Below are 1,786 nucleotides of genomic sequence, written 5' to 3' on the forward strand. Positions count from 1 at the left end.
GGACATAACCACTTTTTCTTTTTCAGGCAAGAAAATTTCAAAAACATCGCGATGCTGTAGAATCGTAATATCCGATTCTTTTACTTTCATCACAACGACTTCAGTTTTTGTTTTCATCTTGTCTATGTAATTCTGAGGAACTTCACCTGATTCACTGACTGTTATACCTTCAATGACTTTTTCCTCATTATCGGCTAATGGAGTATTAATCACTTGTTCGAAAATATCAGAGAATTGTTCAAAGCTATTGGTGTATACGGCGATGCATTTCATTTAAATCCCATCCTTTGTCTGCATATCATTTGTTTGTAATAGTTTTCCTAGTTAAGCTTGGTTTCATACGTTTCTTACCCTCGCGACAATTATCCAAGAGTGGACAAACCTCGCATTTCGGGTTTTGCGCTTTACAATGATACCGGCCAAAAAAGATCAGACGATGATGGGTTTGTGTCCACTCTTCGCGAGGAACCTTTTTCATCAGCTTCTTTTCAACCTCAAGCACCGAATCATCGATGCCCGCCAATCCTAGCCGCTTGGATACGCGCTCTACATGAGTGTCAACCGCAATGGCAGGTACGCCAAAAGCTGTTGAGACAACGACGTTTGCCGTTTTCCGGCCTACGCCTGGCAGCTCGACTAAGTGTTCGTGCTTCTCTGGGATTTCACCATCAAACTTGTCCAGCAGTAGCTGACACAGTTTTTGAATATTGCTCGCTTTATTTCGAAATAGTCCAATCCGTCTGATGTCTTGTTCCAGCTCCTCCAAGGGAACGGCCAAGTAATCTTCCGGTCGTTTATATTTCTGAAATAAATCCAATGTCACCTTATTTACGGTTTCATCGGGTTAGCGTCAAAATGCGAACATTTTCTAAAAAATTGCCATATTTATTTTAAAAATAATAAAAAAACCGCCTGCAGCAGGAGACTAGCTCCTACAATACAGACGGAATTGACGATTATTTTGTTCAATTCTTACTTCTCAATCTCAACGATTTTGTTATCCAGTACATAAATCGTGATTTGATCGCCAGAAACGAAGGAGGATGGACCCACAATATCTGTTCCTTTGTGATAATAAGCTCTTGGGAAAAGACTATAGGAAGTTTTATCTCCAGCTGAAGTTGATTTCAAGTACATTTGATTAACAACCGAACTGTAGTTATCAACTTCTCGTTTAGTAGCAACAGCCACTTGAATCATCAGCTTATCGCTCGCGTCTTTCATTACTTGTACACGATCGCCTACTTTAATGGACGCAAAATTATAATCCGACCCGCCATTCAGCTTCACGCCGAAATTGGTTCCAGCATTGATGACTTGACTTTTTCCAGTAAAGTCCTGAACGGTCAACGAGGAGCTAGCCGCATTCACAGCTGTTACTTTCCCGATTACCGGAGTTGCAATCTCAGCTCTGACAGCCGTTGCACCATTGAACGAAAGCTTCACATAATCATCCAAAATAAAATCATTAATCGAACCTGCACTTTGATCCGGTTTCACGATCGGTACACCGTCAAGTGAGATGACATACTGTGTATTTGCATCATCAGCCACCGTAATTTGCTTGGAGTTCACATTTGTAATAACCGTTTTGTACATCGCAGTTTTACTAGTCGTGATTTTAGTAACAATACTTTGGTCAAAACTAATCTGAAGAGAGATCGTATCTCCGACTTTTAGATCCGAAAGCGTGCTGTTTGGCTTATTCGCCAGCTCAACGACTGGTGCATACTGTAGTTTGAATGATAAGCTTTGACCGCTATCCGTTTTTAACGTAATATCGTTC

Annotated in this window: 1 protein-coding gene and 2 pseudogenes; all 3 read right to left on the minus strand. The window is 40.8% G+C overall.

Features of this window, described 5'->3' with window-relative positions:
• A partial coding sequence (locus tag AC1DUA_RS38670; protein WP_127451514.1) for an NAD/NADP transhydrogenase alpha subunit occupies window positions 1-273 on the minus strand: 273 nt, incomplete at its 3' end.
• A gap of 25 nt (window positions 274-298) precedes the next feature.
• Window positions 299-841 (minus strand): annotated as a pseudogene (nth, locus tag AC1DUA_RS38675) (endonuclease III); the annotation flags it as partial.
• A 131-nt stretch (window positions 842-972) separates the two neighbouring features.
• Window positions 973-1,786, minus strand: a pseudogene (locus tag AC1DUA_RS38680) (S-layer homology domain-containing protein); the annotation flags it as partial.

This window comes from Paenibacillus sp. 01T422 (assembly GCF_056398785.1).